The sequence below is a fragment of the Fimbriimonas ginsengisoli Gsoil 348 genome, from assembly GCF_000724625.1.
Taxonomy (GTDB): Bacteria; Armatimonadota; Fimbriimonadia; order Fimbriimonadales; family Fimbriimonadaceae; genus Fimbriimonas; species Fimbriimonas ginsengisoli.
The window spans coordinates 2,087,840-2,112,761 of sequence record NZ_CP007139.1 but is presented as its reverse complement, the minus strand read 5'-3'; the positions used below and the strand labels follow the sequence as shown (position 1 = coordinate 2,112,761).

The 24,922-nt window shown below is 61.3% G+C and carries 24 protein-coding genes; 9 read left to right on the top strand and 15 right to left on the bottom strand.

Going from position 1 to position 24,922, the window contains the following annotated elements; genetic code table 11:
- Positions 1-5: 5 nt before the first annotated feature.
- Together OP10G_RS09705 and OP10G_RS09700 are read right to left on the bottom strand one after the other, a co-directional pair.
- Entirely contained in the window at positions 6-620 is a 615-nt protein-coding gene (locus OP10G_RS09705) for a hypothetical protein (protein WP_025226088.1), read from the bottom strand.
- Positions 613-1,470: an AraC family transcriptional regulator gene (locus OP10G_RS09700; protein WP_025226089.1), complete on the bottom strand. Its 858-nt coding sequence runs from the start codon at positions 1,468-1,470 to the stop codon at positions 613-615. The genes OP10G_RS09705 and OP10G_RS09700 overlap by 8 nt, the downstream gene beginning before the upstream one ends.
- Positions 1,471-1,563: 93 nt before the next feature.
- Here OP10G_RS09700 and OP10G_RS09695 point away from each other — a divergent pair, with 93 nt between their 5' ends.
- The gene (locus OP10G_RS09695) at positions 1,564-2,301 is read left to right on the top strand and encodes a phytanoyl-CoA dioxygenase family protein (RefSeq protein ID WP_025226090.1); all 738 of its coding nucleotides are present in this window, start codon (positions 1,564-1,566) and stop codon (positions 2,299-2,301) included.
- A 65-nt stretch (positions 2,302-2,366) separates the two neighbouring features.
- On the opposite strand, the gene OP10G_RS09690 is transcribed toward OP10G_RS09695, so the two are convergent.
- Both OP10G_RS09690 and OP10G_RS09685 read right to left on the bottom strand, forming a co-directional pair.
- Positions 2,367-2,780 (bottom strand): endonuclease domain-containing protein, encoded by a 414-nt coding sequence (locus tag OP10G_RS09690; RefSeq protein WP_227625100.1) that lies wholly within the window; start codon positions 2,778-2,780, stop codon positions 2,367-2,369.
- A gap of 110 nt (positions 2,781-2,890) precedes the next feature.
- Positions 2,891-4,717: a DEAD/DEAH box helicase gene (locus OP10G_RS09685; RefSeq protein ID WP_025226092.1), complete on the bottom strand. Its 1,827-nt coding sequence runs from the start codon at positions 4,715-4,717 to the stop codon at positions 2,891-2,893.
- 78 nt (positions 4,718-4,795) lie between these two features.
- Between OP10G_RS09685 and OP10G_RS09680 the strand changes: the two genes are divergently transcribed.
- Positions 4,796-5,791, top strand: a complete 996-nt coding sequence (locus tag OP10G_RS09680) for an LLM class flavin-dependent oxidoreductase (protein ID WP_038472931.1) — start codon at positions 4,796-4,798, stop codon at positions 5,789-5,791.
- A gap of 19 nt (positions 5,792-5,810) precedes the next feature.
- On the opposite strand, the gene OP10G_RS09675 is transcribed toward OP10G_RS09680, so the two are convergent.
- Complete coding sequence (locus OP10G_RS09675; protein ID WP_038472927.1) at positions 5,811-6,296, bottom strand: hypothetical protein; 486 nt, start codon at positions 6,294-6,296, stop codon at positions 5,811-5,813.
- A gap of 633 nt (positions 6,297-6,929) precedes the next feature.
- Here OP10G_RS09675 and OP10G_RS09665 point away from each other — a divergent pair.
- Positions 6,930-7,949, top strand: a complete 1,020-nt coding sequence (locus OP10G_RS09665; protein WP_144241079.1) for a hypothetical protein — start codon at positions 6,930-6,932, stop codon at positions 7,947-7,949.
- A gap of 1,051 nt (positions 7,950-9,000) precedes the next feature.
- Here OP10G_RS09665 and OP10G_RS09655 read toward each other — a convergent pair.
- From OP10G_RS09655 to OP10G_RS25750, 3 genes are all read right to left on the bottom strand, one after another.
- The gene (locus OP10G_RS09655; RefSeq protein WP_038472917.1) at positions 9,001-9,528 is read right to left on the bottom strand and encodes a hypothetical protein; all 528 of its coding nucleotides are present in this window, start codon (positions 9,526-9,528) and stop codon (positions 9,001-9,003) included.
- A gap of 3 nt (positions 9,529-9,531) precedes the next feature.
- A complete protein-coding gene (locus OP10G_RS09650) occupies positions 9,532-10,221 on the bottom strand; it encodes an HD domain-containing protein (protein ID WP_038472914.1) in 690 nt (229 codons plus the stop codon).
- A 76-nt stretch (positions 10,222-10,297) separates the two neighbouring features.
- Positions 10,298-10,861: a transposase gene (locus OP10G_RS25750; protein ID WP_158409193.1), complete on the bottom strand. Its 564-nt coding sequence runs from the start codon at positions 10,859-10,861 to the stop codon at positions 10,298-10,300.
- A gap of 172 nt (positions 10,862-11,033) precedes the next feature.
- Between OP10G_RS25750 and ggt the strand changes: the two genes are divergently transcribed.
- The 3 genes from ggt to OP10G_RS09630 are packed head-to-tail and all read left to right on the top strand — an operon-like array spanning position 11,034 to position 13,901.
- Positions 11,034-12,680 (top strand): gamma-glutamyltransferase, encoded by a 1,647-nt coding sequence (gene ggt, locus OP10G_RS09640; RefSeq protein ID WP_025226099.1) that lies wholly within the window; start codon positions 11,034-11,036, stop codon positions 12,678-12,680.
- 36 nt (positions 12,681-12,716) lie between these two features.
- The gene (locus OP10G_RS09635; RefSeq protein ID WP_025226100.1) at positions 12,717-13,139 is read left to right on the top strand and encodes a cupin domain-containing protein; all 423 of its coding nucleotides are present in this window, start codon (positions 12,717-12,719) and stop codon (positions 13,137-13,139) included.
- Positions 13,140-13,145: 6 nt separating this feature from the next.
- The gene (locus OP10G_RS09630) at positions 13,146-13,901 is read left to right on the top strand and encodes an AAA family ATPase (RefSeq protein WP_025226101.1); all 756 of its coding nucleotides are present in this window, start codon (positions 13,146-13,148) and stop codon (positions 13,899-13,901) included.
- Positions 13,902-13,925: 24 nt separating this feature from the next.
- Here the strand turns inward: OP10G_RS09630 and OP10G_RS26775 are convergent, their stop codons facing one another.
- The 5 genes from OP10G_RS26775 to OP10G_RS09605 all read right to left on the bottom strand — a co-directional run bounded on the left by OP10G_RS26775 (position 13,926) and on the right by OP10G_RS09605 (position 18,440).
- On the bottom strand, positions 13,926-14,528 hold the full coding sequence (locus tag OP10G_RS26775; protein ID WP_025226102.1) for a hypothetical protein: 603 nt from the start codon (positions 14,526-14,528) through the stop codon (positions 13,926-13,928).
- A gap of 19 nt (positions 14,529-14,547) precedes the next feature.
- Positions 14,548-15,378, bottom strand: coding sequence for a phytanoyl-CoA dioxygenase family protein (locus OP10G_RS09620; protein ID WP_025226103.1), 831 nt, complete (start codon positions 15,376-15,378; stop codon positions 14,548-14,550).
- 87 nt (positions 15,379-15,465) lie between these two features.
- Entirely contained in the window at positions 15,466-16,917 is a 1,452-nt protein-coding gene (locus tag OP10G_RS09615) for an ArnT family glycosyltransferase (RefSeq protein WP_158409192.1), read from the bottom strand.
- A gap of 55 nt (positions 16,918-16,972) precedes the next feature.
- Positions 16,973-17,269: a hypothetical protein gene (locus OP10G_RS26770; RefSeq protein WP_025226105.1), complete on the bottom strand. Its 297-nt coding sequence runs from the start codon at positions 17,267-17,269 to the stop codon at positions 16,973-16,975.
- A 325-nt stretch (positions 17,270-17,594) separates the two neighbouring features.
- Positions 17,595-18,440, bottom strand: a complete 846-nt coding sequence (locus OP10G_RS09605) for a PIG-L deacetylase family protein (protein ID WP_025226106.1) — start codon at positions 18,438-18,440, stop codon at positions 17,595-17,597.
- Between the two features lie 64 nt (positions 18,441-18,504).
- On the opposite strand from OP10G_RS09605, the gene OP10G_RS09600 reads away from it, so the two are divergent.
- Together OP10G_RS09600 and OP10G_RS09595 are read left to right on the top strand one after the other, a co-directional pair.
- On the top strand, positions 18,505-20,535 hold the full coding sequence (locus OP10G_RS09600; RefSeq protein WP_025226107.1) for a M3 family metallopeptidase: 2,031 nt from the start codon (positions 18,505-18,507) through the stop codon (positions 20,533-20,535).
- Positions 20,536-21,183: 648 nt separating this feature from the next.
- On the top strand, positions 21,184-22,179 hold the full coding sequence (locus OP10G_RS09595) for a hypothetical protein (protein WP_144241076.1): 996 nt from the start codon (positions 21,184-21,186) through the stop codon (positions 22,177-22,179).
- Between the two features lie 184 nt (positions 22,180-22,363).
- Here the strand turns inward: OP10G_RS09595 and OP10G_RS09590 are convergent, their stop codons facing one another.
- Together OP10G_RS09590 and OP10G_RS25745 are read right to left on the bottom strand one after the other, a co-directional pair.
- Entirely contained in the window at positions 22,364-23,296 is a 933-nt protein-coding gene (locus OP10G_RS09590) for a hypothetical protein (RefSeq protein ID WP_025226109.1), read from the bottom strand.
- Between the two features lie 54 nt (positions 23,297-23,350).
- A complete protein-coding gene (locus tag OP10G_RS25745) occupies positions 23,351-24,256 on the bottom strand; it encodes a bifunctional helix-turn-helix transcriptional regulator/GNAT family N-acetyltransferase (RefSeq protein ID WP_025226110.1) in 906 nt (301 codons plus the stop codon).
- A 53-nt stretch (positions 24,257-24,309) separates the two neighbouring features.
- Between OP10G_RS25745 and OP10G_RS09580 the strand changes: the two genes are divergently transcribed.
- Positions 24,310-24,771 (top strand): hypothetical protein, encoded by a 462-nt coding sequence (locus tag OP10G_RS09580; protein WP_025226111.1) that lies wholly within the window; start codon positions 24,310-24,312, stop codon positions 24,769-24,771.
- The last annotated feature ends 151 nt before the right edge of the window (positions 24,772-24,922 follow it).

The window sequence follows — 24,922 nt, the reverse complement described above, 5'->3', positions numbered from 1 at the left end:
ATAGATTATTTCCAGCGGACGACGAGTTCGGTCTCGTAGTCCCGCATATCAAACGAGAGCGACACCGTTCCCCAGGCAAACCGCCACTGGACGAATGCGGGTAAGCACTGCCAACGCGCCGGCGAGATCCGGCGATGACATCGAGGGGGACGGCCCTTCCGAACCGAAGGTGGTCCCAGCTCCGACTCGAGCCAGACCGCAACCCGCGCGTAAGTATCCAAAGTGTCGGTCAAAGCGTGCGGTTGCATCGACAAGCCCTTCAGCCGGCCATGAACAAAATGGAGTTGAGGAAACGCGACCCAGCCGAACGGCGTCAGCGCATAGGCGTGCATATCCCGAAACGGCTCCTTCATGTCCCCTTGCAAGTGAAGGTCGTAAGTAGGCGCCCCTCGACGCAGGGGGAATGGAAGGCCCGCCAACCGCGCCGCGTCCCCTCGGGGGATGACGGCCGGTAAGGGGCCGTGAAGCCGTTCGACGTGGTACGGAACCATTCGAAGCCACACGACCCCCGTTTCCTTATCGAGAAAGTCGGCCGGTGACGCAGTGGCTTGGGGCTCCGCGTCCCCGTCCCAGCCATCCAGCTCAAAGTCGATAATGTCCGGCCCGTCGAAATCAGGCAAGCCGGCCTCCCTCTCGACGGCGATACTCCAGCGGCGACGCGCCATACCGGCGGCGGAACTGGCGATAGAAGTACGACACGTTCTCCATCCCGCACTCGGCTACGATCTCTCGAACCTCTGCGCGCGTCGTAGCCAAAAGCGTCGCGGCGCGGCGCATTCTAGCGTCGTTAATCCACTCGGTGGGAGTCTTCCCCAACTGCGCCCGCATCGTCCGGCAAAGGTGGGGAAGCGACACCCCGGCCAGTTCGACGAGTCGGGGAAGCCCGTCGACCAGGTTCTCCTCCCGCTGCATCGAGCCAAGCGCCAGTTCCAGCCAACGAGGTCCCGCCGGCATGTCCACTGCTTGGCTGTTGGTAGCGGCGAAAGCGGGAAGAACCGAGGTAAGAAACCGGGCCAACGCCAGCGCCTCGCCCCCCTCGTGAAAGTCCCGCACCGCCCGCATCGCCGCCGCTTCCGACGCCTGCCGCTCCGATGCCGGCAGCCGGGCTAGCGGCGGGGTCGCCGACGACCGCCAAACCCGCCACTCGTTGCCCAAGCCAAAGCTCTCGGCGAGCCGCTCCCAGCGAGAGGTCGGGAAGGCGACATTCACAAAGAAAAGCTCGCCCGCCCGAGGGACCCGGAAGCCGTGCACATCCGACGAGCGGACGAACACCACGGCGCCTGCCTCTAACGTCTGCTCTCGCTCGTTTACCAAGTGGAGCCCGCTTCCCTGAAGCACCACCATCACCTCGTGAAAGTCGTGAGTGTGGGGCGCGCGTCCCTGGCGAGCCGAAGAAGAATCGACGAGAGCGGCGTGAAACTCGCGCCCAGGCGCCACTTCCGAGAGGCGAACGAGGCGCGGCGAGCTCATATCAACAGAGTACAAGAAGAGGTCAACCCTGGCGAAGAATCCAGAACTCAATCGTGACTAAATGGATTAATCCGCTGCAACGAGAGCTCAACGATGACCACTTACACGAAGCCGCATCTCACTCCGGACGAGGTCCGGCACTACGAAAAGGACGGATACGTCCTCCACAACCGTCCCGTTTTTGAAGAGTCCGAGTTCGCGCGACTCAAATCGATCTTCGAAGAAGACTTGGAGAAGTATGGAGTGGATGGCTTGGACGTGATCCACTTCAAAGACCCGCGCCTCCTCGAGTTTCTCTTGAGCGACACCATCCTCGATCTGGTAGAGCCGGTGGTCGGACCGAACATCGGCCTCTGGAGCAGCCACTTCATTTCGAAGCCGCCGAAGGTAGGCAAAGCCACCCCCTGGCACGAAGACTCCTCCTACTGGAATGGCCGCGTTTCCACCATGGCCGGGATCTGCACCGTGTGGCTGGCCGTTGACAGAACCAACCCGGAGAACGGCAGCATGGCCGTAATTCCCGGCACCCACTCCAACGGGTTCAGCCAATACAAACCGGTCGACTCAGCGGGAAATATCTTCTCCTCGGAGATTGTGGAAGTTGACGAATCGAAGGCGGTCTACTTCACCCTCGAACCTAACGAGTGTTCGCTCCACGAAGGCCGAATCATCCATGGCGCCAAAGCCAACACGAGCGATTACCGCCGAGCCGGCTACACCATGCGCTACTTCCCCACCACCAGCAGAGTCTTCCCCGAGCGAAACCAGGGCCACAAAATCTGGCTAGCCCGCGGCATCGACATGGCCGGAAATACTTACGAAAACGCCTAGTCCGGAGCCCCCTCCTCGTCGATGTTTGTGCGATGAGGAGGGGGTTGGGGGTGGAGAAAGAAAGCCTACCTCTCGCCACCAAATCTCTTCTCGTGACGCAGCCGACGGCTGCGCTGCTCGCACTCGCGAGTGATCGACTCAAGATGAGCCGAGACCTTTGCACTCGTCCTTTCAAAGAGATCGAGGCTGGGGACCCTGATCGTCTTTATTCCCATCTCAAGAAGCGCTTGGTCTCGCCGGACGTCGCGATCGGCTCGCAAAAGATGTTGCTCTCCATCGACCTCAATGCAGAGCTTTGCTTCGGGACAATAGAAGTCGAGCCAGTAGTTTCCCACCGGCACTTGCCGCTTGAAGCCGAAGCCGAGCGCTTCTTTACGGATGAGTGTCCAAAGGACATTCTCTGAGATGGACATCTCTCTCCGCTGTTTTCGTGCTCTGAGGAGCGCTTCGCTCGACCGGTTGCGGCTATTTGCGCGCATTTGTGGCTTTGAATACCCGGAATTCTCCACCCCCAACCCCCTCCTCATCGCAAATTAGCCGTTTCGGAGTTACCGGCAGTTTGTCGTGCGACGAGGAGGGGGCTCCGGAATTACCGTGGTCTGGCTAGTTGCACTTTCACCCGGCGATTCCGGATCTTCGCGTTCTCCAACGCCTGAATCACCCGTTCCGCGTCGCCCGCGGGGACCTCGACGAAGGCGGTGCGGTCCAGGATGTCGATGACGCCGATCGCTTTGCCGATCAAGCCTGCCTCGTTCGTGATCGCTCCCACCAGATCGCCGGGGCGTAGACCGTCCTGGCGGCCCATCCCGATGAAGAGGCGGCTCATTCCCTGCTCCGGCTGCTCGAAATCGATCGCCAACTCCTCGGCTACCGAGTCGACCGCGTCATGCCGGCTCTCCCACAGAAGCTGAAGCGCGGCGGCCGCAATTTCGGAGTGATCGTACTCTTCCGCCAACTCCTCGACCGTCGCCAAATGGCCGTCGAAGTTTCGTGCCTCCAAGGCATCTCGCAAGGACCCTGCGAAGAGCTCACGGCGGCGGGCCGAGATGTCGGCGGCGGTCGGGATCCGCGCCGGCTTGATCGGCGCCCCGGTCATCCGTTCGATGAACAGAAGCTGACGACGTTCCTTGCCGGTCACCAAAGTGATCGCGTCGCCCGAACGCCCCGCCCGGCCGGTCCGGCCGATCCGGTGGATGTACTGCTCGACGTCCCACGGGATGTCGTAATTGATAACGTGGGTGACGCTGTCGACGTCGAGGCCGCGGGCGGCTACGTCGGTGGCGATCAACAGGTCGGCTTGCCCGTCCCGGAACCTGCGCATGACGCGGTCACGCTCGGTTTGCCCCATGTCGCCGTGCAGCGCCTCTGCGTTATAGCCGCGCAGGCGTAGCGCTTCAGTCAGGTCGTTCGTATCCTGCCGTGTACGGCAGAAAACGATGGTCGACCCCGGCGTTTCCATATCCAGCACCCGGGCCAACGCCTCGAGCTTCTTCCCTTTCGGAACCTCGTAGTAAGTCTGGTTCGTGTTGTCGACCGTGCGGTGTTGCGAGTCGATCGCGATATGTCGGGCGTCGCGCAGGAACCGCTCGGTAAGCGTCTTTACTCGCGGAGGCATCGTAGCGGAGAAACAAGCGAGCTGGCGCGTGTCCGGAAGTTGGCTGAGGATCGCTTCCATGTCTTCCGCAAATCCGAGCGCCATCATCTCGTCAGCTTCGTCGAGGACGCAGATCTTGACGTCGGCGAGCGAAAGCGAGCCACGGCGAAGGTGGTCGAGCACGCGTCCGGGAGTTCCCACGACGATGTGAGCCCCCTGGGCAAGGGCGCGGAACTGGCGGTCGATCGGCTGGCCGCCGTAAACCGGGACGACCCGAAGCGTCGTGTGCTTGGCAAGGTCGTGGATGCCGCCCGCAACCTGAACCGCGAGCTCGCGCGTGGGGGCGAGAACGAGGGCCTGGGTCTTCCTCAGATCTGCGTCGACCTTTTGAATGATGGGCAGGGCGAACGCCGCCGTCTTGCCGGTGCCGGTTTGGGCCTGACCGATGAGGTCGCCACCGACGATAAGAACCGGGATCGCCTGGGCTTGAATCGGGGTTGCCGTCTCGAAACCCATCTCCGCGACCGCGCGGACGATCGGCTCGTCGAGTCCAAGTTCCGCGAACGTCGTCGGCTCGACTGGGGCCGGAACCCGAACGAGCGGAGGCACGGGAGTGAACTCTGGAACGGCATCCGGGCGAGGGGCCCTCGCCTTCTTTTCCTTAGGCGGGCCACCGGCGGCGGCGGGCTTCGCTTTCTTGAATTTCGGGTCGAGAAGGAAGTCTTCGCGCTTCGCTTTTTTAGGGACGACGGACTTCGCTCCGGCCTTTCGCTTAGGCGGCGCCTCTCCCTTACGTTTCGTTTCTTTGTTTGGCTTGGGCATGCTGATAACCTACAGGGTAGCTGTTTGGCTCCTTCCCATGCCCGTTCGGCTTCCCCGCGAACGACGTAGATATAGGTAATGACCCTCTCTGTGTTGGACCTTTCGCCGGTTTCCGATGGCTCGACCGGCGCGGAGGCATTACGCAATACGCTCGACTTGGCCCGCTTAGCGGACGAGTTGGGCTACCACCGCTATTGGCTCGCCGAGCACCACAACAGTTCCTTCACCGCCAGCCCCATCCCCGAAATCATGATCGCGAAAGTGGCGGATGTGACGTCGCGAATCCGCGTGGGATCCGGCGGCGTGATGTTGCCGAACCGAAACCCTCTACTGGTGGCGGAGGCGTTCAACGTCCTCTCCACCCTTCATCCCGGGCGCATCGACCTGGGGATCGGCCGTGCGCCCGGAACCGATCAATTGACGGCTTTCGCCTTGCGCCGCTCAAAAGAGGCGGTGATGGCGGAAGACTTTCCCGAGCAGCTTGGCGAGACCCTCGCCTTCCTCATCAACCAGTTTCCGACCGACCATCCGTTCCAACGCGTCAAGGCGATTCCGCTCGACGCCCCCACGCCGGAGGTATGGCTGCTCGGCTCCAGCGACTACAGCGCGCACCTGGCGGCGAGACTGGGCTTAGGGTTCGCCTTCGCCCACCACATCAGTCCCGGCCCGGCGGTGGCCTCCCTACGAGCCTATCGGGAAGAGTTTCGCCCTTCCGGCTTCTTCACTGAGCCTCAAGCGATGCTCGCCACTTCGGTTCTCTGCGCCGAGACTGACGAAGAGGCGGAAGAGTTGGCTCGGTCGTACGATCTGGCGATCCTCCGATTGCACCAAGGCCGATTCGGCAAGTTCCCCAGCATCGAAGAAGCCGCCGCTTACCCGTATAGCGAAGCCGAGCGCGAGCAGGTCCGCCAAAACCGGAGTCGGATCACCGTCGGCAGTCCGGACACGGTACGAGACCGATTGACCAAATTAGCCGAGGCCGCCGGAGTCGAAGAGATCATGGCGACCACGATGGTCCATTCCCACGCGGCTCGAAGGAGGTCGTACGAGCTGTTGATCGGAGCCTTCTCGTAACATCGGCTGGGAGCCGATGCTACTTGTTGGGTCTCGCCGGCTTACCGGCGCCATCGACGGCGCCGCTGTGGCCATCGACGTAGAGCACCGCGTTATAGCGGCCATGCCGCGGCGGAGAAGGTAGATCGGCCATATCCCCGATCGCATTCTTCGCCAACACTTTCGAATCGAAGATCACGGTCGAGGTGGACGGGGAAACGACCTTCTTCATTTCTTTGGCCCCGAGAGCGCGGCTGAATCCGTACCCGAAATTTGGGGCCCCGGGGCATCGAAGCGCCTCGTTGGTGCCGGCGTAGCGGTCGATCGCTTCTTGCCAAGTCTCGGCGGGTGGAAAGCGGTCGTTATAATCCGCCGAGTAAAGCTGCAAAGCGTTCGAGAGCTTGGCGAGGCGGGACAGACAGGCGTCTGGACTCCCCCCGGGTGGGCTGCCGGTCGCCAAAGGCCAGATCCAACAGCCAAGGACGACCAGCACAAGCGCCACGCCAATGCCCCAAGCTGCTTTCATGTGACATTGTAGAGCTAGGAACCCCTTGAAAGTTCGCCAAAAAGCGCTCTTTGCGCCTCATCCGGCGTCATTCGTATCTCCCGCACCGCGCAAGCTTCCGAACCATGCCATTGGCGCTTAAGGCGGAGGCTAGATCCCTTCGCCAGCTTCCGCACCTCTTCCGTCGTCAACCCATGCTGATTGGCGAGAAACGCCAGCGCCTGTGGACGGGTCGGAAATGGCACTTCATAGTCAGGCGCCCCCCGCGGGCTCCCTCCTCGAGCGATATAGAGGACGGCATGTTCCGGCTTCTTTCGCGGTTTTCGCTTTGGAGCCGCCGCCTTCGACCCGGAGCCCCCTCTCCCTCCTCCGGATGCTTGTGCCGGACGAGGGAGAGGGGGTTGGGGGTGAGGGAGTCCGGCCGGACGCTTTGACACCGGAGACTTGGCCGCCTTCGAACCCTTTCCGACCGGCTTGGGCTTACCCTCGACTGCCTTAGACCGGGCCGGCTCAGGGAGCGAAGATGGCGTAGTCTTTCGGGCCTTGCCTTGCTTTGGAGCGGCGATTGGAACTTTGTCTTTCGGGGAGTCCGCCACCCTTCTCGAACTCTTCACCGTCGGCCCCTGCCCACGCGTAGGTGGCTTAGATCCAACCTTGGCGCTGGCAGGCGTGGGCGCCGACACTTTCGGCTTCGTGTTCTTTTCCGCTTCTCGGGCGGTTAGACCAGGGTTTGGCTCGGCAACGGCTCGGACCTTCTTCACCACGGGAACCGGCTTGACCTCGCCTTCCGGCTTCTTGGACGCGGGTTTTTTCGGCGCGGACACGGCGCCCACCGTTGTTGACACGGCCGACATCCCGTCGACGACTCGCCTCGGCCTCCCAACCGTTTTAGCCTTCTCGGCCTCAGGCCCCGATGCGTTGGAAACCGGACCTACTGTGCTGGTTGCTCTTGCCTTCCCGGCCTTCGTGCCTACCGGCTTGGCGCCTTGTAGCAGCGATTTATCGGGGGTTGCCGCGACAGCGTCGCTCTTCTTTGCGTTCGACTTCGTTTGTTTGGCCTCCTGCTTAACCGTCGCCGGGGCCGGGGGACGAGGCTCTTTCGGCTCCGAGGGGCTCTTTGTCTTTTTCACTGCTGGAGTGGACCTGGCGCTCGCAGGCTCGCTGGTCAAAAGCGGTGGCTGGCCACCGCAGTCTAAAGACTTCGCCGGCTTCGTACCCTTTGCATTCCCGGCCGGGCCAGCCGCAAAAGCGGATAAAACTCGCTTTGTTCGAGCCTCATTTGTGTCTGGAATAGGCTCGTTTCCGATTGTTCTGGCCGCATTCACCTTCTTCGACGGGGTTCGCTCCCGCCCCTTGACTTCCGACCGGCCCGCCTTCGATCCCACGTCTCCTTTCTTCGCTGCACTCATTTATGTAGATTTCCGTCTACATTTATTGAGGCACACTTTTTGTTCGTTTCGCATCGCTCACGGGTGGCATAAAGCGCAATTTTTCGTACTTCGCAGTGGCCACAGAGCGCACGTGGAGATCGCCAAACAGGACGCTTACAAATCCATCATGGCGAGTGACGAGAAGGGGACGAGTGACCACCGCATTGGGTATGAGATGCTCGGTCTCCACAATCATCGGCGTTTCGCTCCACCCGGAAAATACATTCCCGTGCTGGGGAAGTAATCCGTTCAGTGCGTATCCGAATCGCCCACCCGACCTGAGAACAACCGGGCAAGATCCCACCTCGTCCCATTTGTAAATCGGGCGCAGATCTTCGAGCCAACTCGAAAATGGCGGCAGGCCATCGTTATCCTCCGAGTAAAGGAACGCGGCAGTACCGAGTTGCTTTATGTTAGACAGGCAGGGGGACTTACGTGAACCTTTGTCGGTCATTAGGACCGGGAAAAGAACGGCCGCCACCGCCACCAACAAGAACCCGGCCGTCGGGCACGTCAGCCACGGACGGTTCACCGGTTTTTCGAGCGTAGCAACGAGGCGGGGGTAGGGCGGGTCCAAGTCTCACTCCAGATACGTGCCACTGATGCTGGGGGCGAACCTGTAACCGGGCACAATTGCAGATTTCCGTCTACTTTATTGAGGCACCTTTTTGATCGGTTTGGCATTGGTTATTCGGGGGTCAAGGTGCAGCATCTTGAAATTCGCGCGATTAGGCGACGTATGGTGACCATCGCAGAAAAAAACCAACGTTTGGCCGTGGTGCCGCTCAACCGGGACCGCGCGAGTGACCACTGCGTTCGGCACGAGGAGATCCGTTTCCAAGATCAATGGTGTTTCTGGTGGCGCTTCTAATTGGGCGAAGCGAGGTGGCAGGCGCCTGTTCATAGCGTAGCCATAACGCCCTCCAGTCTCGAGAACCTTCGGACACGTCTCTACATCGTTTCCCTTGGTAAGGGGTCGCAAGACGTCTAACCAGGTCGCAGACGGGGGAAAGGCGTCGTCGTTGTCGCTCTGGTAGATGAGAGCGGCACTGACAAACTCGTGCGCATTGGATTCGCAACGCCACGGACCCATCTCAAACTGATAGCGTTCTCCCTTCGCCGGATTGAAAAAGAATCCAAGAATCGAGGCAGTGAGGCCCAAAAGCGCCAAGGCCCACCAAGGCCGCAGAACCGGCTTTACCCTCAATACATTCATTCGTGGATAGGGCGATTCCAAGGGTTCTTTCAATTGGCCCCGACAATTTCTTTGCTCTTAACCCCTGCCTGCGGCGGAATCAAGCGCAATCTTTCGAAGTCAGCCGCGTTCCTCCACTTCGCGTGACCATCGCAAAAAACGCAGAGCCTCCGCCGCCATGTCGGGTGGTCGAAATCGGAGAATAGACCAAGGCATTAGGCGCGAGCCAACTCGTTTCCAAGAAAAGAGGCGTGTCGTTCCAGTCCTCAAAATCCGTGCCTTGCTGCGGAAGCAAACCGTTCAGGCCATAGCCGAACCGCTTGCCCTGCTCCTTGAGAACTGGACAGGTCAGGATCTGGGTGGACTTGTCGTACGGGTTCAAATCCTCGATCCATGTGCCGAATCTTGGCAAGCGGTCGAAATCCTGGGCGTACATGCTAGCCGCCATGCTCAACTGCTTGAGGTTCGAAAGGCAGGCGGTCTTAGGCGAACCGCCACCTCCCGCGCTAACCGGTACAAGGATCGAGGCCAAGAGCAGCAAGACAAGGCCGAGAACCACCACCTGCACCACCCGCCGAATCGCCGGCTTGGATCGCGTAACTTCGGGCCGGGGGTAGGTTATTTCCAATACTCACTCCAAATAGGTGCCGTTGATGCTGAGAGCGAACCGGTAGCCGAGCACTTCCGCGGATTTCCGGCACATCACCATCCGGCTGAGGAAGATCTCGAAATACTCCATCAGAGTAGCCTGCTTCGTGTCAATTTCCAACATTAACTCAATGCAGCGCTGCTCGTCTTTCAGTTCGACCCGGCTCCGCTGAACCGCGTAGTTCACCCGGTCGTGAATATCGAACGTCTCGATCAGCGGGTTCTGAACCCGGCTGAAGTGCACGTCGCTCTTGTCCGCGATGATCAGTGCGGCCGACATCGAGGAGATCGGGATTCCGGTCAGCTCCTCGTGGTTGCCGATCGCGCCGAGAACGGGCGCGATCTCGGTGATGTCCATCCCCATCTCGTTGAGCAACGTAAAAGCGATGTTGGCCCCGTGCAACGGGTGGTTGACTCGGTTGATGACGTTGCCGATGTCGTGCAGATACGCCGCGATTTGCCCCAGCTCGACGGTGCGCTCAGGGACCGAGATCCGCTCCAAAATGTAGCCGGTGATTCCGGAGACGACCCCCACATGGCGGTGGCCATGCTCGGTATAACCCATCGCCTTCATCACCTCGTTCGCCCCATCGATCAGCTTTCTGATCTTGGGATTGTTCTTAACATCCTTAAGCGTGATGATCTTCGGTCCAACGACGGTAACGGGTTCCATAGGTTTCTTGACTCCGGCTACGGCGAAGCCGGGAATGTAGATTACTTCGGCTACGGCGAAGCCGTGTAACCGGCACCTACGTGTGCCGCACGGCGAAGCCGTGTAGCCGTCGCCTACGTGTGCCGCCCGGCGAAGCCATATCTGTCACCACGAAATCTCGTGCAACATCTCGACAAGGTCGTATCCTATGCTCCCGGTGAAAGGATATTCGTACGGATCGACCACGATTCCCCGCCTCATGGGGTTTTGAAAAATGTAAAACGCCTTCCGCTTCCAATCTTCGCCTCGCCGAACGATTCGTGTCGTAATAGCTTTCCTGCCAATTCCAGTTCGGCCGGTTCTGCAGCAGCCAATGTCCAGAGCGGCCTTTAAAGGCGTCCGTCGCCGCCTTCGGCCGGCTGTTCGCACTTGTGCCTTGCATCAATAGGTGCAGATGGTCGGGCATGAAGCAGCAGATAGGCACCAAACATCGTTCCGCCGCAGAACAGGCTCGCAGTATTTCGAGGAATGCCTGGACGACCGCGGGATCGGTGAACAGCGGTCGGCGATGCTCCACGTTCGCCGTGATGTGGACGGTTTTCTCGCCAATATAGGCAGCCTCCGGCAAACGGTGTTTCTTCGCACGGATCGGTTGCTGCACGTTGCAATCATACGAGACACAGTCGCGGCACACGTAGGTGCCGTCTACACGGCTCCGCCGTAGAGGGCGGCGCCAATGCATGGACCCGTTTTTTTACGCGCGCAGCGCGTGTAGCCGGCACCTACGTGTGCCGCCCGCCGCGAGTAGCTCGGGCCGCTGTAAGATCGTAGGGATGCTTGCCGTACTTGCGATCCTCGCCATCGCCGACTCGGAAACCGTGACCACCCGCAATGGGGTCGTCGTATGCGACGAGCCGCTGGCCGCCCAGGCGGGGGCGAGCATCCTGCGTAAGGGCGGGAATGCCGTGGACGCGGCGGTGGCGACCGCGCTCGCACTGGCGGTCGTGGAGCCGACCGCGGGCAACATCGGTGGTGGTGGATTCATGCTCGTCCGCATGACCGATGGCCGCAAGGTATTCCTCGATTACCGTGAGGAAGCCCCCCGGAAGGCATCGAGGAACATGTATCTTGCGCCCGATGGCTCGTTGCGCAATGGCGCCTCCACGCTCGGCCCGCTCGCGGCGGGCGTGCCGGGAACGGTGGCCGGAATGGGAGAGGCAAGCCACCGCTTCGGCAAGCTTCCGTGGCGAGACCTCGTCGAGCCGGCCGTCGAGCTTGCCGAGCGCGGGTTCCCGTTGAGCCGGTCCCAGGCCTCGGCGCTCGAACACGACGCCGATCGACTCACGAAATTCGACGCAACTCGCCAGGAGTACTTCAAAGACGGCAAGTCATACGTCGCCGGCGAAACCCTCCGGCTGCCGCAGCTAGCGGAGACGTTACGCCGAATACAGAAGGAGGGCGCCCGCGAGTTCTACCAGGGGCATACCGCCGACCTCATCGCCATCCACATGCGATCGCACGGTGGGATCATCGACCGCACCGATCTGGCGGCCTACCACGTCCGGATTCGAAAGCCCCTGGTCGGAACTTACCGAGGGCGTGAGGTCATGACCTCGCCACCGCCCAGCTCCGGTGGGGTGGCGGTCATCGAGATGCTGAACATCCTCGAAGGTTATCCGCGCAAGATGAGCCCGGCAAACCGGATCCATGTCACGACGGAGGCGATGCGCCGCGCGTTCGCGGATCGGTCGGAGCTGATGGGCGATCCCGATTTCGTTCGGGTTCCGGTGTCCAAGTTGATCGCCAAGAACTACGCGGCGAAATTCCGGAATGAAATCGACCCTCAGAAGGCCAGCCGGAGCGTCGATATCAAGCCGGGTCGCTGGCTGCCGGGAGAGCACCGGGAGACGACCCACTTCAGCGTGGTCGACGCGGCCGGAAACGCCGTCGCCAACACCTACACGCTAAACGGCTCCTTCGGCTGCGCCGACACGGTGGAAGGGGCGGGGTTCCTGCTGAACAACGAGATGGACGATTTCGCCGCCAAGCCGGGAAGCCCCAACATGTTCGGCCTGATCCAAGGGGAGCGGAACGCGATCGCGCCCAACAAACGGCCGCTCTCCTCGATGACCCCCACGATCGTCCTCAGCCGCGGCAAGTTGGAGATGGTCCTCGGCAGCCCCGGCGGACCGACGATCATCAACACCGTGCTGGAAGTCTTCCTGAACCGGGCCGACCTCGGCATGAGCCCAGTCGAAGCGGTCCGCGCCCCCCGGTTTCACCACCAATGGATGCCCGACGAACTCACGACTGAGCTCCTGCCGAATGACGTGCTCGACGATCTAAGAAGATTCGGCCACAGACTCGCGCCGACGAGAAGCCAGGGGATCGCCAACTGCGTCTTCGTCGACCCGAAGACCGGCCAACGAACCGGCGTCGCCGACCGCCGCTACCGAGGTTCGGCCGCCGCATCGGAATAGATATCGAGGCTTGAGTTGATCCGCTAGCATATAGCCATGACAGCTAAGATCCTTTCCTCCCAAGAAGGGGAGGTCGTCTCCGGGGTTGGCGGCTCCGTCCGCCTCCTTCTCGAAGGGGATCCGGTCGGGGTTTGGATTCAAACCGTCCCGCCGGGATCGGGGCCTCCTCTCCATCTCCACGAGGATGCCGACGAGGCGGCGCTGGTGCTAAGCGGCGAATTCGAGTGGACCCTCGCCGGCGAAGTTCGGCGGTTGAGCGCGGGTGGGTTCCTATCGATCCCGCGCGGCGTTCACCACCGGTTCGTCAACGTAGGCGAAACCGACGCATCGTTCGTTGCCTGGGTGACTCCCGCCGGCTTCGAAGGGTACTTCCGCCAGCGGGTCCACCTCGATCCGTCGAAAGACGCCGAAGCGCTCCGGCGACTCGCTCAATCTTTCGGCATGACCGTGGTAGGTTAACCCACCGTGCGACCGAGGCCTACCGACCGCGAACCGTTTATCCACTCCATCGAGCTGGCCCGCGAGCGGGTCCCCTCCTTCGACCGTTACCCGTTCTCGCTCCCCGCAGTTCAGGGCTTGACCCGGCTTAAGCTCCACCCCGCCGTAACGTTTTTCATTGGGGAAAACGGAGCCGGAAAATCGACCCTGATCGAAGGAATCGCCGTGCGATTGGGATTCGACGAGGGAGGCGGCGAGGCGGGCCCCGGCCTGAATCACCGTCCTCCGGACGGGGGATTGCACGACGCGCTGCGAATCAACTCCAGCCGGAATCGTCGCGCGGCCGACCGGTTCTTCCTCCGCGCGGAGACGGTGTTCGATCTCGCCAGCGACCTCGACCGGCGCGAAAAAGCCGACCCATCCGCCCGCGACTGGTACGGCGAGGCATCGCTCCACACCCGGTCCCATGGCGAGGCGTTCCTCGCGATCGTTCAGAACCGAATGCGGAGCGAGAGCATCTTCCTCCTCGATGAGCCCGAGGCCGCGCTCTCCCCTACTCGCCAACTTACGCTGTTGAAGGAGGTCGACTGGCTCGTCCGCAGCGGCTGCCAATTCCTGATCGCCACTCACTCCCCGATCCTGATGTCCTACCCGGACGCGCTTATCTACGAAATGGGAGAGTTCGGGATCCGCGAAACGACCTACAAAGAGACCGAGCATTACCAGATAACCAAGTCTTTCTTAGACCGCCCCGAGTCGTTCCTCCGCCACCTGATCGAATAGCGGCACGGACGCCCAGCCGTGCCCCTACACCTGCTTCCGGTCCAGCTCTTTGCCGGTGTCGGGGTCGAAGCGTAGCAGGTCGCCCCAGAACGTTTTGATCCAGAACACCTGCCTACCCCCCGTCTTCAGATCCTGATCGAAAAGGCCAACCGGCGAAAACCGGGTATTGCCGGGGATGTAAAAGCCGGCCTGGGCCTGAATCATCCATTGGAACGAGGACGGTGTCTGAAGGATGAACGCCTCCCGCTTGGGATCCATCCGCGGGAAAAGGTCGCGGAGCGACCGGTCCGATGTGGTCTTCCCCTTGGCGTCGTATGTCACCAGCGAATGCTTCTTCCCGCGGCCGCCCCACTCGTCGATCGTCGCGACCTGTCCCGCGTCGGACACGTACACCTCGACCGGAACGCACTCCAGCGCCCGCTTCCAAATCTCGTGCTCGCTACCATCGCCGTCCACGGAGAAGAGGTAGCCAATCGCCTTCGTCCCTTGCTCCGTCGGCAACACTTTGAAGGCGAACTGGCCGTTCCAAGCTGCGAAAACCCGCGGAGTGGGCGGGGACCAGACGTCCACAGGGGGCGGCTTCTTGGTTCCCTGGGCGAGTAGAAGGGCGACAAAAACCGGGGTCATGCTGTTTATACGTTCCAAGCTACAGATACACAACAGGATTTAGCGGACCGTCGGCCACCTGTCCGGCGGCGATGGAGTTCAGCCATACCTGGTGATCCGCCTTTTGAAACTCGTTCTTCGGCTCGGCAATCCGGGTTCCGTCCGGGTAATAAATCACCGTCATCACCTCGCGCACCCGCTGCGTTGTGTTTCCCGGCGCCCGGTGGAGGCACCAGCCGGAGTGGAAAGTGGCGTCGCCGGCCGCCATCGCCCCGCCGCCCGAGACTTTGAACCCCTTCTCCGCTACGTAATCGCCGAAGAACTGTTCGCTCTCGTCGGAGATCTCGTTCGGGGTCGGAATGAAGCCGTTGGCGTTGCTCGCGTCGGCGAAGCTCATCGAACCCATCGTCGCGTCGATGTCCACCAACGGCATCCACATCGTCACGGTAGATGGAGTGTCGAGCGGCCAGTAGAACTGATCTTGGTGCCAGGGCGTGTGCCCGCCGCCGGGCTCCTTAAAGAGCGCCTGGTCGTGGTAAAGCCGAACCCGGTCGACTTCCATTAGTTGCGCCGCGATGTGCCCGAACCGCCGGGCGAGGGTGAACTTTTTAACCCCTTCGTCGCCGGACCACAGGTTCATTACCTGCAGAAACGCCTTGCCGTACGTATCGCGCTCCTCCAGCGGCCGGGTCTCCCGGTTGTTGCGCATAGTGGCGTCGAGAATGACCTCGCGATAGACCCTCGCCTCCTCGGGAGTGCATACGCCCCGAAGCAGGATGTGCCCCGTTTCGCGATACTGCGCGATCTGGGCCGGGCTGAGCGGGTAATCGGAGCTGAGGTCGGGAAGCTGGCGAACGTCCACGGTCGACATGGTCTTAGTGTACGCGGCATCAGAATGCTCCGGAGCCAGCTATCGCTCGCGGCGAAGAAGACCAAACCAGCGACGACCTTTAAGTTCCTATCTGACCCGATACAGCTTGAAGTTTTCCAACTTAACCGTCGGGAAAAGCTCTTCCAAACGACGCCCAGCCTTGGCGGCGGTGGCGAAGTCCTCGATTCGGACTCGATTCGCCCGGGTGAAGACCAGAATCGGCCCCCGATGAGACAGAATTTCGCCGAAGTTGTCGGTGTCCAAAGCGTTTTTGTCCAAGTAGAGCAGCAAAGATGGAAGGCTGGTTTCCTGGAGCTTCGGCTTCCCGGTGCCGAGCTCTTTATTCCGTCGGCCGAGCTGGTAGAGCGCGACATCGCCGCCCGCTTGCCGCACGTACCGGATGAGGGCATGCGCTTCGGCTTGCCCGCTAATCCGGTACCAGGCGATGAAGACGCCATTTGCGATAAGACACATCGCCGCGCACATCGCGAGCCCCAGCCGGTACGCCCAAGCCCGATCTTGGAGATAGATGCCTACGAGAATTGCGAACGGAGGAAAGACGGGCAGGATGTAGTGAGGAAGCTTGGCCCCGCTGATGCTGAAGAAGACAAAAACGATCGCTCCCCAGGCGGCCAAATATCGGCGAGAGGCGTCCCCAAGATCCTCCTGAGCGACCGGCGAATCGGGCGCGGGCGTCTGCGGCCATCGAGGCCAAGCGCCCCAGATCCAGATCGACCACGGGATCATCCCCAAAAACAGGATCGGAACATAGAGCGGCAAGCTGGCGATTCCCAGTGTATGGGCGGCGTCGCCACCGGTAAACCGGCCGATGTTTTGCTCGATCAGGAATTTATCGACGAACAGCTTTCCGTTCGCGAGGTAAGCGGGCACGTACCAGCTCGCGATAATCAGGAGCATGCACGCACCCCCCGCCAACCAGTAGCCGCGGAAGCGGGGTCGAAGCGTCGGCTCGCGCCAGTAAGTCCACCCGGCGATTAAGAGAAAAAGGATCGCGGCAACCGGCCCCTTGGCCAAGATCGCCAACCCAATGAGCGCAGCGGTGGCGATTCGCCATCGGGGGTTCTCGACGAGCGACTCCCAGAACGTCAACATCGCCGCCGTAAGGCAGAGAACGAGCGGCGGGTCCGTCAGCATCATCCGTCCCGCGCCGACCACAAGGAGCGAGCCGGCAAGAATAAGCACCGCGAGCTGCGCCGCCGCCACCCCGAAACGCTTGCGAGCAAACCAAGCGACCACGAGGTAGGTGCCAAAAGTGCATAAAACCGAAGGAAGCCGGGGGCCGATTAGATCCCCGAAAAGCGCCAGGCTTGGCTTAGCCAGCCAATAGAGAAGGATCGGCTTTTCGAACCAAGGCTTTCCGTTGTAAAACGGCGTGATCCACTCGCCTCGCCGGTTCATCTCGGCGGTGATCGCGCCGTAAAACCCTTCGTCCAAGTCCAATAGCCCATACGCCCACCATCCGAGCAACGGAAGCAGGGCGAACAGCCAGACCACGGGCCAACGCTTTCGTTCGGGCACATCGCATTGTGAACGGAGAGGGGGAAGCGAGGTAGGCGCTAAGCGCCTACCTGCCTCAAACCAGCTCGAACTCTCCGCCTTCGCGGATGAAGCGGACTCGCTGGCCGATTTGAAGTTCGCGCATCGGGACCTGAAAGGCGAACAGTCCGCCTTCGGCCACGATCGTTGCTTCGCCGAGCTCGAAGCAGACGACGTACCCATGGAGGGAGTCGCGGCGCGTTCGATCTTCGGGCAGAGCGACGGTCGAACGGCCGGGCCGGATCGACTCGTGATTGTTTCGGCGGACAAGCCGCCTCAGGGCAAGGCGTGCGGCTTCTGCCGGACGCGGACGATTTTGGGTTCTGTTCTGCAAGAGAGAAACTCCTTTTCTCCTTAGAGTCAGGGACCCATGAACACGATAGTTTCATGTTCGCGCCGTACGCGCCATGCGCAAACGGCTGGATCGGAGCAAGGAAAAAGGCGCCCACAACGGGACGCCCACAAATGGGTCGGAATGGGTGGCGCGTTGTAACCAGCGCCTGCAGGGCCCAGTCGAGGGCTTAGAGTGCCTGCGAGGCGGAGGTTGAGTTAATCGGGTTGATCAGCATGGGTTTTTCCTCCGTCATAACCGTCTCCACGACGGCCGGATTGAGAATATACAACATCCATGCGAGAATTGTCGCTGTCGGTCCGAGCGATTATCGGATCTTGACGCAGCGATACCCTTCCGCCAGCGAGAGGCCGAACTTTGTCCCGTCTTCCTCGGCGAGGGCGCCGACCATGCCGGAGATCCCCTCCATCTTTTGAGCCCACTGGCTCTTGTGGATCGACAGCAAGGCCACCTTCTGATCCCAGATATCGGTAATGTCGATCGCGAAGTTCGGGGCGATCGTGGAGAAGAGAAGGCACCATTTCGGCACGCCGCACCTCTTGCATGCGGCTAACGCCGCGTCGCCGGACCGGCGGTGGTCTTGGTGGCTGAACCGGGGCGGATACTCTCCGTCGAAGGCGAGCACATATTCGGGCTTGAACTTCTCGATCGCGTCGACGAGTTGGGTGACCAGCTCGTCGTTGGCCCGCAGCCGGCCGTCCGGATGTCCGAGAAACGTAATCCCCTTGCCGTGCCAAGCCTCGTGGGCCTGCGTCGCCTCCATCCGCCGCACGCGGCGGTTCTCGGCCGAATCTGTAAACGGACCGTAATATCCCTTGTCTCCGTCGGTGCAGATCACCTGCTGAATCTCCGCGGTCTTTCCCAGCTGAGAGAGCGAACCCGCAATGTAAAACTCGGAGTCGTCCGGGTGTGCGGTGATCACCAGGATCTTCGTTCCGGGCGCGAACAGCCGGTTCTTGTCGGGATCCACCGGCGGGTTAGGGTTCGGGATCTTCCGAGGGATAAAGTCGAATTCGTACGGTTGGAACGAATAAGCCCCGAAAAGCCCGGCGAGGAGCCCCCCATACACCCACAGTCGCCGATTTCGGCGCTTCCGCCGCAGGGCCAGCTTTTCCCCTTCGCTTACTGGTCGACCGTCCTTCTCTTTTGTCATCCCTGGCAACGCCTCTAATTACGGCACGATCAGGTAAACGTCGCACGTAGGAAAAGTTACACTCATGAGCTATCGAATTCGCCTTGCCATGCGTGCCTTCACTGCGTTGGGGCTGGGAGCGCTTGCGCTCGCCGCTTCGGCGCAAGAGGTGCCGGCTCCCATTTCCGACGCCCTCAAGCGCGCCGACGACGCCGTCGCAAAGATCGTAGCGGTTCCGGACGCGCAACGCAACTTCGAAAACACCCTCGGCGCCTACGACGACATGAGCACACAACTGGATCGAGACACCAGTTTGTTCATCTTCATGGAAAACGTCTCCACCGACGCCAAGGAGCGCGACAACGCCCGCGCGGCCGACGAAGCGGTCAGCAATTGGGGGATCAACCTCGGAAAGCGCGAAGACCTTTTCCGGGCGATCAAGGCTTATGCGGACACCCACCCGCAACTCCAAGGTGAGCAAGCACGGCTCCTGCAACGCCTTCTCCGCGATTATCACCGCGCCGGCATGGACCTTCCAGCCGAGAAGCGGAAGCAGATCCAAGGGATCGAAGAGCAGATCAACAAGCTCGGAATCGACTTCGGACAGAACATCGCGGACGACGACACTAAGGTTCCGTTCTACAAGAACGAGCTCAAGGGAGTCTCGGACAACGTCATGTCCCGATTCCAGCAGAGCAACGGCCTCTATTTAGTTCCGCTGGGCGAATCGGCGGCGTCGGCCATTCTTGGCTACGCGACAAATCCCGACACCCGGCACCGTTTTTGGCTCGCCTACAAGCGGCGCGGCGGCCAGCGGAACGTCGACGTTCTGCAGAAGATGTTGAAGCTCCGGTACCAGGACGCAACCCTCCTCGGATACAAGAACATCGCCGACTATGAGACGGAGCCTCGAATGGCGAAGAGCGCGGCCAACGTCGCCAAGTTCTATGCCGATCTGCGACCGATCGTGCGGAAGAAGGCGCTGAAGGATTGGGAAGAGTTCACCGCCATCAAACGTGCCGACACCCACGACAAGAAGGCTACATTAAACCCGTGGGATCAGAGCTATTACAAGAACCTGCTGGCCAAGCAAAAGTACACCGTCGATGGGCAGAAGGTGGCCGAATACTTCCCGACGGAGAAGACGGTCGCGGGGCTGTTCAACGTAGCCAGCACCCTCTACGGCATCTCGTTTAAGGACGTGACTTCCGATGCGGCCAAGCTGGATCTCCCGATTTGGCACCCGGATGTGAAGCTGTACGAAGTGAGCGACAACGCCACGCACCAGAAGCTCGGCAACATCTACATGGACCTGTTTCCTCGCGATGGCAAGTACACCCACGCCGCGTGCTGGAGCCTGCGCGGCCACAAGATCTACTCCGACGGCACGGTGCAGCTTCCGCTGGCGGCGCTGGTGTGCAACTTCACCAAGCCGACCGCGACCCAACCGAGCCTGTTGCCGCACGACGAGGTTGAGACGCTCTTCCACGAGTTCGGCCACGGCCTGCACAACTTGCTGAGCGAGACGCACTACGGCTACTTTGCCGGAACCGCCGTCGAGCGCGACTTCGTCGAGGCGCCGAGCCAGATGTTCGAAAACTGGGTTTGGGATCCGGGCGTGCTCTCTACCTTCGCTCGCCACTACAAAACGAACGAGCCGCTCCCCAAGAGCCTTCTCGCCGGAATGGTGAAGGCGCGAACGCTCGGTTCCGGTTTGGAGACCGAGCACCAGATCTACTACGGCATGGTGGATCAGCGGTACCACACCGCGCCGAACGGCGACATCGACACCACGAAGACCGGCATCGACATGCTCGGCGAGATCGAGTTGTACAAGGGTCAGCCGGGAACGATGTTCCAAGCGAGTTTCGGCCACCTCGTTGGCTATGACGCGGCGTACTACGGCTACCAGTGGTCCCTGGTCTACGCCCAGGATATGTTCACCCGCTTCGAGGAGAAAGGTCTCCTGAATCCCGAAGCCGGCATGTACTACCGCCGAAAAATCCTCTCCCGCGGCGGCACCATGGACGCCAGCGACATGCTCCGCGACTACCTGGGCCGCGAGCCGAAGATGGACGCCTACCTCAAACACCTCGGCCTAGATCCTAAGGCTTAGTTCGTGTGTCTCCCTCCTCAAACCGTGAGGAGGGGAGACCTATTCGGTGGCACGGGCGGCTCGCCCGTGGGTATCCGGGGCGGCCCGCCCCGGTATCAGGCTTCTTCGACCCGTCCCGGGTCGATCTGCATCGGCCCCATTTAACCCGGGGTCGCGGGAGCGACCACCGGGCTAATTTCTGAAGACCCTCGCGGGCTCGGGTTCGATGGCACCGACCAGGAGCCGCAGGTTGGTTCGTACCTGCGCGGGAAGTTTCGCCCTTTGACCAAACATGCGGATCGTCGGGGCGCTGCCCGCAGGCGCGAGCACATGTCCTTCCAAAGAGTCCGTAGAGATTGCCCGGCCGGTGGCCGGACCCTGCCCGACGGCGGGGCAATCGGTTTGGCCTCCGACGACAAGGCTCTGGACGTAGCGTCGGCGCCCTCACCGATGATCCCGGTGCACCGAAGGTACACCGGGCGCAGGTATGAGCCAACCTGCGTCTACACGCCCCTCGGACGTAGGGGGTCTATCCGCACGCTCGCGGGCTCGCTTACAAAAGCGGTGGCAGGCCACCGCAGTCTATAAGGTCTGCCAATGCCGCCCATCGCCGAATCGCTCCGAAAAGTTTGTTCCCCTCGGCGAACTGCCGCGTCAGATACCAAGAGCATGAAAACGGTTCTATGGGTTCCTTGCGCAATGCTCGCGGCGATGTCGTCCGCGTCCGACGCCCGCGTTGCCAGATTGATTCGCGTGGACGGAAACCTTGCCGTGCGGATCAAGACGCGGACCCTTCTGCTGCACGGGCGACCCATCTCGACGCCGGCGCGGACCTTCCCGAAAAGCGTGGACCCAGCCAAGACGTTCCACGATTGGCTCAAGGACGATGAGCGGTGGGGCGGGCATAAGGAGGCGAACGAGCTTCGATACATGGACCGAAACGGCGGGGGAGTGGGCGCCGAGTACGCCGACTTCTACGAGGTGAAACACGTCGGCACATTCGCGGTGATGAACTTGCGCTACATGGGACCTTCCGGCGAGCCGACCGGTCCGCAGATTCTAGTGCGTCAGCGCCCCGGGAAGGACGTAGTGGAGTGGGTCCGGCGGCTTTCGGAACTCCCGTCGATGCTGTACCGGTCGCCGCCCAAACGAATTTACGAGTTCAAGAGACGCCGCTACGTGCTCGAGGGCGACGGCGTGTACGGACTCAATCCGGATGGGACCGCGGGCAAACTCTTCGCCGACATCCCGGACAAGAGCGTTCCGGCGGGGTTAGCGGACGGCCGGTACATCGTCTTCGTCGCCGACGAAATGCAAGGCGGCAACGATCAGTGGGTCCATGCCCTCGACTTGGCCCGCGGAAAGTCGTTCAAAGTGATCCGCATCCCCTCTTACGAAGGTGGCAAGCCGCCGCCCCTCTACTTCGCCGACTCGTACATCGGCGATAGCCCCTATCTGATCTTCAGCCGCAAAGAGGAAGACCCGGCCGTCGGTCGCTACTTTGCGCTTCACCTACCCGACGGGGCCCGCCGGCCGATCGCCAAAGTGCTCTGGCCGCTCGGAGATTACGGGATCGAAGAGCAAACCGACCGGGTACTTGTATATAGCCTGAAGTCCGGCCGTCTCGTTCAAACGCTGCCGCTTCCCAAGGCGCGGAAAAGCTAAGGCGGCGTCGGGAAGCTCACTGGGTATATGTCGGGATCGTGGCGATGTGGAGCCTCTTGGCCATCCTCCAACTCGTCCATCTGTACACGGATCGCCGGCCGTGCTTCCTGCTCCCATTTGTGTTCTTCACGTTTTGCGCGATCTTTTATGGGCGGAAGTTCATGGAGCCCTAGCGAAACCGGTCCTACGGCTTCGCCAACTGCATCACGTAAACGACCCGGCGAGTATCGACCGTCACGAAAGGCTTCGGAGAGAGTTCTCGTTGCTCGACTGCTAACAAGGCGAACGTCCCATCCGCTAGCGGCGCAATGGCGTGAGAGGGATTCGAAACTAGGAACTCGCCAAGCGGCTCCACCTCTCCCGTGTAGAGCGAGATACGGCTCAAAGACAAGCGAGAGAGTTCACCGGCCGTACTGCTGTCTGAGGTGCCGATCAAGGCGAGCGCGAACCGGTCGTCCATAAGCGTCAGGCCATTAATCTGAGCGTCCTTCGGCAGCATGCCTCCGTCCGACCAGTGAAGAGGCACTTCCGCCGTGGGCGGTGAGCCTACTTGGAGGTCGAACAGTAAGAGGCTTGCCGCCGACCCGCTAGCCGATACCGCCACTCGCTTCAGCGATGGGGAAACCCCCACCGAGGAAATCCTCCGGTCGTACGGAGCGTCCAAGATCAATTGCCTCGGCCGGTCACGCGTCCAAGCCGGCCCACGCACCTCGCTCCATTGCAGAGTTATCGATCCAACGCCTCCGGATACGAAGACGCCGTGCTGGACCCCACGCGTTTTGCCTTCCACCCACGGAACCAGAATCGGCTGTTTCCGCTGGCGCGGCGAAAGGACCGACTTTGCGGAGGCAAGCACCGGCTGGCCGTCTCGATCCGCCCCAAGCAAGGTGGAGTTGTCGGGGCTCTTATCCCAAAACACGAGGTTCCCCCGCGCGTCGCCAAGCCACAGGCTCCGCTGCTCCTCGGCGCGCCGAAGGGCGTAGTAACCGCCGGCCGTCGGAACGATCGCCTCGATCCCCGGGGCGGCGGCCGTAGCCAACCTCGTGAGAGGAGGCTTCGTGCCGCATACAGGAGAAAGGGCGAGGGTGGCAAAGAGCGTGAGAGCGGTTCCGACCATGCTGTTCGAAAGGCCACTGACGCAACGGCATAACGAGAAGTTCAGTCGAGCCGGTCAGAAGGTGAGGCCGTACCAGATCTCGCAAGCGGTGTGACCGGTGCACCCCTGCGCCGAATCAAGTTGACGAAAGCCCATCGATTCGTACAAGCTTCGAGCCGCGGTCATACGCGCAACCGTTTCCAAATACATCTCGCGGTATCCCGCCCCGCGAGCGCCGTCGAGCACCCTCGCCAACATCCGGCGACCCATGCCGAACCCTCGCACTTCCGGCAGGAAGTACATCTTGCGCACCTCGGCGACCGTTCCGTCTCCATTCGCAAGCGGGCCGTAACCGGCGCCGCCGACCACCTTTCCGCCCCGCTCCAGCACGAAGTATTCGGAACCCGGTTCCGAGTAGGCCGCGGTCATCGAGTCGACCTCGGGATCGTACAACGCCGAGCCGGGCCCGGTAACTCCGAAGGCGACCAGCACGGTCCGAATGATCCGGGCCACCGCCGCATCGTCTCGGGCCTCGATGGGGCGAATGGTGAACTCCCGCTGACGACGAGCCAGGCTAAGGGCTCGGGAATAAGTTTCCAGCCCTTGCACCACCAACTGCTGGTCGGAAGGAGTGAGAAGGGCGAGCGCCTCCGAGACTTGCCCGTCGGCAAACCGATGGAGCTGTTCCAACTTGTCTCGCCCGGCCGGAGACAGCATCAATGGCTTGCTACGGCGGTCGTCCCCTTCGTCGGCGGTGACCCACCCCCTTTCGATCACCCGCGCGACGGTGCGGCTGATCGTCGACGGGTCGAGGTTGAGTCGCTGGGAAAGCTCTCCGGAGGTCAGGCTGCCGCTGGCTTCGATCTCCATAAGTGCATGCGCCTGAGCCCCACTCATGTCGAGACAGCCGATGCGACTATCCAGCATTCCAAGTTCCCGAACCATCTGACGCGAAGCGGCCCGGATCGCGGCGATCGACATACTTGTATCATACAACTAATCAGTTGCATGGAGCAAAGAAGTAATCTCTCGCCGTGACTCTGGAGATTTCGAAGGACCTGGCGATCATCGGCGGCACCATCTTGGCGCTGACCACGTTCCTAACCGGAGCGTTCGAGTTCGCTCGCCAGAGCCACCTACGGAGAGTCGAGCATTTCATCCAGATGCGCCGCCGCTTCCTAGAGACCCCGGTCTTCCAGCAGATCCTCCGGATGATCACCACCGACGATCCCGCGCTGTGCGAAGTACCCGTGCAGGACCGGAGAAACTTCGGCGGCTTCCTGGAGGAAGTGGCCCTCATGGTCAACTCCCGCCTCATCTCGCGAGAAGTCGCCCACTACATGTTCGGCCACTACGTGCTCCTCACGGATCGAAGCCACCACTTCTGGAGCGGCCTCGACCGGGAAGGTACCTACTGGAAGCTGCTCCACCGGTTCGCGACCGAGATGGAAGAAGAGTCGAAAAAACCGCTCGACCTAAAAAAGCTGCGCTTCTAGCCAGCCTGCCTGCAGGGAACTATCAATAACAGACCGACTCGGTCCGCCTTCGTGGGAGAGAGTTCCGCCTGACTAGCCTTTCTCCCAGAGAAAGGATGCCATTACATGTACTTGGGAGGTGCAGAGCACGGGATAGGAACCAAGGCTTTGC

Coding starts and splice junctions, on each gene's coding strand:
- OP10G_RS09700 (WP_025226089.1), bottom strand. CDS start 1,470: ATGAGCTCGCCGCGCCTCGTTCGCCTCTCGGAAGTGGCGCCTGGGCGC.
- OP10G_RS09695 (WP_025226090.1), top strand. CDS start 1,564: ATGACCACTTACACGAAGCCGCATCTCACTCCGGACGAGGTCCGGCAC.
- OP10G_RS09690 (WP_227625100.1), bottom strand. CDS start 2,780: ATGCGCGCAAATAGCCGCAACCGGTCGAGCGAAGCGCTCCTCAGAGCA.
- OP10G_RS09685 (WP_025226092.1), bottom strand. CDS start 4,717: ATGCCCAAGCCAAACAAAGAAACGAAACGTAAGGGAGAGGCGCCGCCT.
- OP10G_RS09680 (WP_038472931.1), top strand. CDS start 4,796: ATGACCCTCTCTGTGTTGGACCTTTCGCCGGTTTCCGATGGCTCGACC.
- OP10G_RS09675 (WP_038472927.1), bottom strand. CDS start 6,296: ATGAAAGCAGCTTGGGGCATTGGCGTGGCGCTTGTGCTGGTCGTCCTT.
- OP10G_RS09650 (WP_038472914.1), bottom strand. CDS start 10,221: ATGGAACCCGTTACCGTCGTTGGACCGAAGATCATCACGCTTAAGGAT.
- ggt (WP_025226099.1), top strand. CDS start 11,034: ATGCTTGCCGTACTTGCGATCCTCGCCATCGCCGACTCGGAAACCGTG.
- OP10G_RS09635 (WP_025226100.1), top strand. CDS start 12,717: ATGACAGCTAAGATCCTTTCCTCCCAAGAAGGGGAGGTCGTCTCCGGG.
- OP10G_RS26775 (WP_025226102.1), bottom strand. CDS start 14,528: ATGACCCCGGTTTTTGTCGCCCTTCTACTCGCCCAGGGAACCAAGAAG.
- OP10G_RS09620 (WP_025226103.1), bottom strand. CDS start 15,378: ATGTCGACCGTGGACGTTCGCCAGCTTCCCGACCTCAGCTCCGATTAC.
- OP10G_RS09605 (WP_025226106.1), bottom strand. CDS start 18,440: ATGACAAAAGAGAAGGACGGTCGACCAGTAAGCGAAGGGGAAAAGCTG.
- OP10G_RS09600 (WP_025226107.1), top strand. CDS start 18,505: ATGAGCTATCGAATTCGCCTTGCCATGCGTGCCTTCACTGCGTTGGGG.
- OP10G_RS09595 (WP_144241076.1), top strand. CDS start 21,184: ATGAAAACGGTTCTATGGGTTCCTTGCGCAATGCTCGCGGCGATGTCG.
- OP10G_RS09590 (WP_025226109.1), bottom strand. CDS start 23,296: ATGGTCGGAACCGCTCTCACGCTCTTTGCCACCCTCGCCCTTTCTCCT.
- OP10G_RS25745 (WP_025226110.1), bottom strand. CDS start 24,256: ATGTCGATCGCCGCGATCCGGGCCGCTTCGCGTCAGATGGTTCGGGAA.